The sequence below is a fragment of the Bradyrhizobium sp. genome (assembly GCF_049512235.1).
Lineage (GTDB): Bacteria > Pseudomonadota > Alphaproteobacteria > Rhizobiales > Xanthobacteraceae > Bradyrhizobium.
On sequence record NZ_JBEKXH010000331.1, the window covers coordinates 1 to 7119 of the forward strand.

Here is a 7119-nt window from a genome sequence, read left to right on the forward strand (position 1 = left end):
GGCGCCGGCGCGAGCGCGGTCGCAGCTCACGCCAGCCGCATCCCGTCGGGTCACCCGGAAGGCTATCTGGAGGCGTTCGCGCAGCTCTACCGCGACATCGCCGAGCAGATCGTCGCGCGGCGCGAGGGCCGAAAACCGGACCCGGCCAGCCTGCTGGTGCCGGGCATCGCCGACGGCGTGCGCGGGATGCGTTTCATCACCGCCGCCGTCGCCTCGAGCCAGGCCAACGCCGCCTGGACGGCGATCGGGCCATGATGCATCTCGGGATCGATCTGGGCACCTCGGGGGTGAAGGCCGTGCTGACCGGGGCCGATGGCGCGCTGCTGGCGCAGGCGACAGCGCCGCTCGTCGTCTCGACACCGCAGCCGCTATGGAGCGAGCAGGATCCGAAAGCCTGGTGGCACGCCACCGTGGCGGCGCTGCGACAGCTCGGCACCTCGCATGACCTGTCCGCCGTCCGCGCCATCGGGCTGGCCGGACAGATGCATGGCGCCGTGCTGCTGGACGCGGGCGAGCAGGTGCTGCGGCCGGCTATCCTGTGGAATGATGGCCGCAGCGGGATGGAGTGCCGCGAGCTCGAGGCCGCCGAGCCGAACAGCCGCGCCCTCACTGGCAACCTCGCGATGCCGGGCTTCACGGCGCCGAAATTGTTGTGGGTGCGCAGGCATGAGCCGGATCTGTTCGCCCGCACCGCCCGCGTGCTGCTGCCGAAGGACTGGCTGCGCTTGCAGATGACCGGTGAGGCGATTTCCGACATGTCGGACGCTTCGGGAACGCTGTGGCTCGATGTCGGCCGCCGACGCTGGTCGCCGGAAATGCTGGCGGCGACGGATTTGTCCGAAAGCCACATGCCCCGGCTGGTCGAGGGCACCGCTGTAGGTGGATGTCTGAGGCCGGAGGCGGCGGGGGCGCTCGGCTTGCGCGCGGGCATTGCGGTCGCCGGCGGCGGTGGCGACAATGCCGCCGGCGCGGTCGGGATCGGCTGCGTCGAACCCGGCGACGCCTTCGTCTCGCTCGGAACCTCCGGGGTGATCTTCGTCAGCGACCCCGGCTTCCTGCCCGATCCTGCCCGCACCGTGCATGCCTTCTGTCATTGCCTGCCCGATAGCTGGCATCGCATGTCCGTCATCCTGTCCGCCGGCGCGTCGCTGGCCTGGCTTGCGGGAATGACCGGCACCGCGGAGGCGGCGCTGCTGGCCGAGGCCGAGCGGGAGCACCCGAGGGACCGGCCGGTGTTCCTGCCCTATCTCACGGGCGAGCGCACACCCCACAATAATCCGGCCGCCTGCGGCGTCTTCTTCGGCCTCTCCAGTGGCACCACGCGGGCAGCCATGACCTTGGCGGTGCTCGAAGGCGTGGCATTCGCGCTGGCCGACGGGCTGGACGCGCTGGAGGCCCGTGGCGGCCGGATCAGCGAGCTGACCGCCATCGGCGGCGGATCGCGCAGCGCGCTGTGGCTCGGCATCGTCGCCGCGGCGATGGGGCGAACGTTAACGACCACCGATGGCAGCGAGGTCGGGCCGGCGCTCGGCGCCGCACGGCTGGCGCGCGTGTGCGGCGGCGATGCCTCGGCAGCCGAGACCTTCTTCAAGCCGGCCACGACCGCCCGCTTCGATCCAAGCCCGGCACTGATCGAGATGCTGATGCCCCGCCGCGCGCTCTATCGAAAGCTCTACCCCGCGCTGCGACCGCTATTCCCCGTCCCGGAGATCGCGCCATGACCGTATTCGACCACCTGCCCTATGTCCGCTTCGGCGGCCCCGACGCCACCGATCCGTTGGCGCTGCGCTATTACGACAAAGACCTGACGGTGCTGGGCCGGCGGATGGAGGACTGGCTGCGGCCCTCGGTCGCCTATTGGCATTCCTTTGTCGCCAGCGGTCTCGATCCGTTCGGGTCTCCCACCCATGAGCGGCCCTGGTTTCAAGGCGAGCCGCTGGCGGCCGCACTGATGAAAGCCGATGCGGCCTTCGCCTTCATGGAGCGGCTCGGGCTGCCTTTCTTCTGCTTCCACGACCGTGACGTCGCGCCCGAGGGCGACAGCGCGCGCCAGAGCAAGGCGCTGCTGGACCGGGTGCTGGAACGGATCGAGGGCCAGATGCAGCGGACCGGCATCAGGCTGTTGTGGGGCACCGCCAACCTGTTCAGTCATCCCCGCTACATGGCGGGCGCGGCCACCAATCCGGACCCGGCGGTGTTCGCTTTTGCCGCTGCCCAAGTGAAGCACGCGCTCGAGGCGACGCACCGCCTCGGCGGCCGCAACTACGTGCTGTGGGGCGGACGCGAGGGCTATGATACCTTGCTCAACACCGATCTCGCGCGGGAGGATGCCCAGCTCGGCCGCTTCATGAATCTTGTCGTCGAGCACAAGCATCGCATCGGCTTCACCGGAACCATCCTGATCGAGCCGAAGCCGATGGAGCCGACCAAGCACCAGTACGACCGTGACGTGGCGACGGTCTATGGCTTCCTGGTCCGGCACAAGCTCCTGGGCGAAGTCAAACTGAACATCGAGGCCAATCACGCCACGCTCGCCGGCCACAGCTTCGAGCACGAGATCGCCACCGCAGCAAGCCTGGGCGTGCTCGGCTCCGTCGACATCAACCGCGGCGATCCGCAGAATGGCTGGGATACCGATCAGTTCCCCAACAATGCGCAGGACCTTTCGCTGCCGATGCTGGAAGTCGTGCGCGCCGGCGGCCTGGGTGACGGCGGTTTCAACTTCGATGCAAAAATCCGTCGTCAAAGCATTGATGTTGAGGATCTCCTGCACGCGCATGTCGGCGGCGTCGACACCATGGCGCGCGCGCTTCTGATCGCGGAGCGGATCGTGCTGGACGGCAGGCTCGATGCCGCGCGGGCGGAGCGCTATGCCGGCTGGGACGGTGGGCTGGGGCAGCGCATCCTGGCGGGGACGGAGAGCCTGCAGACCCTGGCCGAGCACGCCGAGAACGCCGCTCCGCCCGCCCCTCGCAGCGGCCGTCAGGAGGCGCTGGAAAATTGGGTGGCGCGTCTTTCCTGAGGCGGGGTTTGCATCATCCGCGCGGCGGCTATCGGGGGACAGCCAGCCGCAACGCACCCGCGATCTGCTTGCCAGTACGGCGTTTCCGAAGTTCTTGTCATATCGACGCTTGCGATGCTGCGCTCCCTCTCCCGCTCTTCGCGGGGGAGACAGCCAGCGCGCTGCGCGTGCACCACGCTGGGAGAAAATTGGGAGATGTTGCGCGGGGCAGTTCAGCCATGCACGGCGCTTTCTACCCTCCCCTGGAGGGGGAGGGTCGCTCGCGCAGCGAGCGGGGTGGGGTGATCTCTCCGCGGGCGCAAATGTATCGATTTCGCCGACCATAGGCCGGAAGCGGGACCACCGAAACACCGCCCCGCGGACAGACCGTCACCCCACCCCGCCCGCATCGACGATGCGGAGCATCGTCGACTGCGGACGACCCTCCCCCTCCAGGGGAGGGTAAGAAAGAGCGCGGCGCGCCTGACAAGACCAGAACCCATTTTCTCGGGAGGGAGTGAGATGACAACGCCCCTGGCCTGAATCGATAGGTTTCACGGAATCGCTGCTCTAGTGTTGCGAGATGCATCCGCAAAGCTCGTTATGGCCAGGCCAAAGCGCCAACGGGTCCGCGCGAAGCGCGGCCCGATGACAGGCTCCGCGCCTCTTGGCGCTTAAGCCCTGGCGTGACGAAATGAGAGACATGTTTTGTAAGGGACATCAAAATGAAACTCACCTTCTCCCCCGCCTCGCCGTTCGCGCGCAAGGTGCGCATTGCCGCGATCGAGCTTGGCCTGATCGACAGCATCGAACTGGTCCCGGCGACTGTCGTGCCGGGTCAGCCCAACGAGGAATATTCGCGTATTACGCCCTTGAAGAAGCTGCCGGTGCTGATCCTGGACAATGGCGAGGTCGTCCTCGATTCCTATGTCATCGTTGAATATCTCGACGAACTCGCCGGCGGCGGCAAGCTCATTCCGGCGTCGGGCGAAGCGCGCTGGAAGGTCAAGAGCGATCATTCGCTGCTGCAGGGCATGCTGGATTCGATGCTGTTGTGCCGCTACGAGAAAATGGTACGGCCGGAGCCGCTGCGCTGGCAGGCCTGGGCCGACGACCACTGGAACCGGGCCTGGGCCGGCATGGCGCGCTTCGAAGCCAACGCGGAGGCGCTGGCGCGGCCGTTCGACATCGTCCAGATCGGGCTTACTTGCGTACTCGGCTATGCCGATTTCCGCTTTGCCGATTGCGGCTGGCGCAAGGCCTACCCGAAACTCGATGCCTTCCACGATAAAGTGCTGACGCGGCCGTCGGTGAAGGTTTCGCTGCCGCCGCCGGCTTGAGGCACGCCATGAGTCTCACCTTCGCCACAGGCGACCTCACGATCCATCGCATCATCGAGCAGGAGACCGCCTTCCTGCCGGCGCTCGAGATGCTGCCCGGCCTGACGCCGGAGCTTTTGGCGGAGAACCGGCCCTGGCTGCGCAAGGCCGGCGCGATCGACGCCGGCGACGTGCTGATCCTGTGTTTCCAGTCCTATGTCATCAGGACGCCGCACCACACCATTCTGGTCGACAGCTGCATCGGCAACGACAAGCCGCGGCCGCTGCGCCCGAAATGGCACATGAAGACCGACGACACCTATATGCGGGCGCTGACGGCGGCCGGCTGTTCCGTCGGCGACATCGACTTCGTGATGTGCACGCATCTGCATGTCGATCATGTCGGCTGGAACACGCGGCTCGAAGTTGGCCGCTGGGTGCCGACCTTTCCCAATGCCCGCTATGTGTTCGCCCAGAGCGAGTTCGATTACTGGACCGAACAAAACGCCAAGACGCCGTTGCCGCCATTCGGCGACAGCGTGCTGCCGATCGTCGAAGCCGGCAAGGCCGAGATCGTGCGCCACGATTTTGCGATCGGCGATCATGCGCGCATCCTGCCGACGCCGGGGCACACACCGGGCCACGTTGCCTTCGCCTTCGGCCGCGGCAGGGACGAAGCGGTCGTCAGCGGCGACCTGATGCACTCGCCGCTGCAGGCACGCTACCCGGAATTGTCGGCGAAATTCGATGTCGATCCGGCGCAGGCGGCAGCCACGCGGCGCGATTTCCTGGAACGTTTTTGTGACAGCGACAGCTTGTGCTGCACCGCGCATTTTCCCTCGCCATCGGCCGGCAAGATCCGCCGCTGGGGCGACGGATTTTCCTGCGCGGCGGTCGCGGCGGACTAACGACGTGTCCAGGTGATTTCTTCCTTTGAAAGCAGCTCAGTCGAACAGACCCGGCGTGTGATTGACGGCAGCGCCTTCGATCGCCAGCATCTTCAGCTTGGTGACGACGCCGCCATTGGCGGAGAATCCGCCGGGCTTGCCGCCGGCGGCGAGCACGCGATGACATGGCACCACGATCGGGCAGGGGTTGCGGCCAAGCGCCTGGCCGACATCCCGCGACAGTTCGACACCACCGAGCCGTTTGGCGATGTCGCCGTAAGTCAGCGTCTTGCCCGGCGGGATGCCGCGGGCGATCTCATAGACGCCGCGGTGAAATTCCGGCACAGCGTCGAGATCGAGCACGACGCCGGCAAGATCGTTCGGCTTGCCGGCAAGCAATTCGACGATACCGTCGATCGCACCCTGCACCTCGGCCGGCGGCTCCGCCTCCGCGATATCGCCATGGCGCTGGCGGATCCGGGTGCGGGTCTTATCCTCGCTCGCCATCGGCAGCTGCACGCCATTGATGCCACGCGGCCCCCATAGGATGCCGCAGTGCCCGATCGCGGTGTCGAAGATTGCAAAAGTGTGGCCGGTCATGGCTGGCTCCAAATCCCGTTGCCCCATGGTTTGAGTTTGATGCGGGAAGGGAATCTAGTCTTGGAAAATGTTGCGATCCACCCGAATTCCGGATCCGTCACGCTCCCGCTTTCGTCATTCCGGGGCGCGCGACCCGCGAGCCCGGAATGACAGTCAACTATGGGCATCTGCTCCCGTCCATGAGATAATCGTTCATCCGCAGATTTATCTCCGCCTCCGCCACCCGCCGGGCACCCCATGCAGACCCTCCCCGTCAACGGATATGACATGGCCTACCTCGACGTCGGCCGGGGCCCGCCGCTGGTCTGCGTGCACGGCTCGCTGTGCGACTTCCGCATCTGGTCGGCGGTGCTCGGGCCGCTGACGGCAAGGCATCGCGTGATCGCGGTATCCTTGAGGCACTTTTTTCCGGAACACTGGGACGGCGCCGGCGACACCTATTCGATCGCGCAGCATGTCGAGGACGTGATCGCTTTCATCGCGCAGCTGGATGCCGGGCCGGTCGATCTGATGGGGCATTCGCGCGGCGGCCACGTCTCATTCCGGGTGGCGCAGCGGCGACCCGATCTGCTGCGAAAACTGATCCTGGCCGAGCCCGGCGGCGAGCTCGACGCCACGCTCGATCCCACAGCAAAGCCCGGGGCGCCCTCCCCGCTCGCGGCCCGGTTCGCGGCATCGGCCGAAAAGATCGCGGCCGGAGATGTCGACGGCGGATTGGCCTTTTTCATGGACGCGCTGGAAGGTCCGGGCGCATGGGCCCGGCTGCCGGCGACGCCGAAGCAGCTGTTGCGCGACAATGCGTTCACCCTGATCGGCCAGGTCAGGGACAACCGTCCGCCATTTTCCATGAGCGACGCGGAAGCAATCCGGACGCCGACGCTGTTCATCGGCGGCGCCAACACCAAGGGCGCGCTCCCGCAAGTGCTGCATGCGTTGGCCGGGCATGTGAAGGGGTCGCAAACCCAGATGATCCCGGGCACCACCCATCCGATGTTCGAACAGGCGCCGCAGCAATACTGCGAGATCGTGCTGAGGTTTCTGGCGGAGTGATGGCGCTGGGTTGGTAAACCTTGGTCCCGGTGCTAGTGTTTGCAGTCAGGGAGCCCAGCCCAAACAAGGGAGGTAACCAGATGAAACTGACCCAGCAACAGATCGATGATTTCAATCGCGAGGGCTGGCTGTTTCTGCCTGAGCTGTTCAGTGCCGAAGAGGTCGAACTGCTGGCGCGCGAGGCGGAGGGCATCTACGGCACCAGGCGTCCGGAGGTGTGGCGCGAGAAGAGCGGTGCGCCGCGCACCGCCTTTGCCGCCCA

6 protein-coding genes and 2 pseudogenes are annotated in these 7119 nt (G+C 66.4%); 7 read left to right on the forward strand and 1 reads right to left on the reverse strand.

Annotation, left to right across the window (positions count from 1 at the left end; translation table 11 throughout):
* The 5 genes and pseudogenes from ABSG20_RS25125 to ABSG20_RS25145 form a co-directional block, all read left to right on the forward strand.
* A pseudogene (locus ABSG20_RS25125) lies at positions 1–255 on the forward strand (gfo/Idh/MocA family oxidoreductase); the annotation flags it as partial.
* Positions 252–1721, forward strand: coding sequence for a xylulokinase (gene xylB / locus ABSG20_RS25130; RefSeq protein WP_423867196.1), 1470 nt, complete (start codon positions 252–254; stop codon positions 1719–1721). The pseudogene ABSG20_RS25125 and the gene xylB, both read left to right, overlap by 4 nt.
* Positions 1718–3022, forward strand: a complete 1305-nt coding sequence (gene xylA / locus ABSG20_RS25135; RefSeq protein ID WP_423867197.1) for a xylose isomerase — start codon at positions 1718–1720, stop codon at positions 3020–3022. The genes xylB and xylA overlap by 4 nt, the downstream gene beginning before the upstream one ends.
* A 704-nt stretch (positions 3023–3726) precedes the next feature.
* Positions 3727–4341 carry a glutathione S-transferase family protein gene (locus ABSG20_RS25140; protein WP_423867198.1) on the forward strand — a complete coding sequence of 205 codons (615 nt, stop codon included), beginning with the start codon at positions 3727–3729 and terminating at the stop codon, positions 4339–4341.
* A gap of 8 nt (positions 4342–4349) precedes the next feature.
* Positions 4350–5228 carry an MBL fold metallo-hydrolase gene (locus ABSG20_RS25145; protein WP_423867199.1) on the forward strand — a complete coding sequence of 293 codons (879 nt, stop codon included), beginning with the start codon at positions 4350–4352 and terminating at the stop codon, positions 5226–5228.
* Positions 5229–5264: 36 nt separating this feature from the next.
* Here the strand turns inward: ABSG20_RS25145 and ABSG20_RS25150 are convergent, their stop codons facing one another.
* Positions 5265–5807, reverse strand: coding sequence for a methylated-DNA--[protein]-cysteine S-methyltransferase (locus ABSG20_RS25150; RefSeq protein WP_423867200.1), 543 nt, complete (start codon positions 5805–5807; stop codon positions 5265–5267).
* 237 nt (positions 5808–6044) lie between these two features.
* Here ABSG20_RS25150 and ABSG20_RS25155 point away from each other — a divergent pair, with 237 nt between their 5' ends.
* On the forward strand, positions 6045–6857 hold the full coding sequence (locus tag ABSG20_RS25155) for an alpha/beta fold hydrolase (RefSeq protein ID WP_423867201.1): 813 nt from the start codon (positions 6045–6047) through the stop codon (positions 6855–6857).
* An 80-nt stretch (positions 6858–6937) separates the two neighbouring features.
* Positions 6938–7119, forward strand: a pseudogene (locus ABSG20_RS25160) (phytanoyl-CoA dioxygenase family protein); the annotation flags it as partial.

Excerpts from the sequence above, each read along its gene's own strand:
- xylA (WP_423867197.1), top strand. The coding sequence starts at position 1,718 with ATGACCGTATTCGACCACCTGCCCTATGTCCGCTTCGGCGGCCCCGAC.
- xylB (WP_423867196.1), top strand. The coding sequence starts at position 252 with ATGATGCATCTCGGGATCGATCTGGGCACCTCGGGGGTGAAGGCCGTG.
- ABSG20_RS25145 (WP_423867199.1), top strand. The coding sequence starts at position 4,350 with ATGAGTCTCACCTTCGCCACAGGCGACCTCACGATCCATCGCATCATC.
- ABSG20_RS25155 (WP_423867201.1), top strand. The coding sequence starts at position 6,045 with ATGCAGACCCTCCCCGTCAACGGATATGACATGGCCTACCTCGACGTC.
- ABSG20_RS25150 (WP_423867200.1), bottom strand. The coding sequence starts at position 5,807 with ATGACCGGCCACACTTTTGCAATCTTCGACACCGCGATCGGGCACTGC.
- ABSG20_RS25140 (WP_423867198.1), top strand. The coding sequence starts at position 3,727 with ATGAAACTCACCTTCTCCCCCGCCTCGCCGTTCGCGCGCAAGGTGCGC.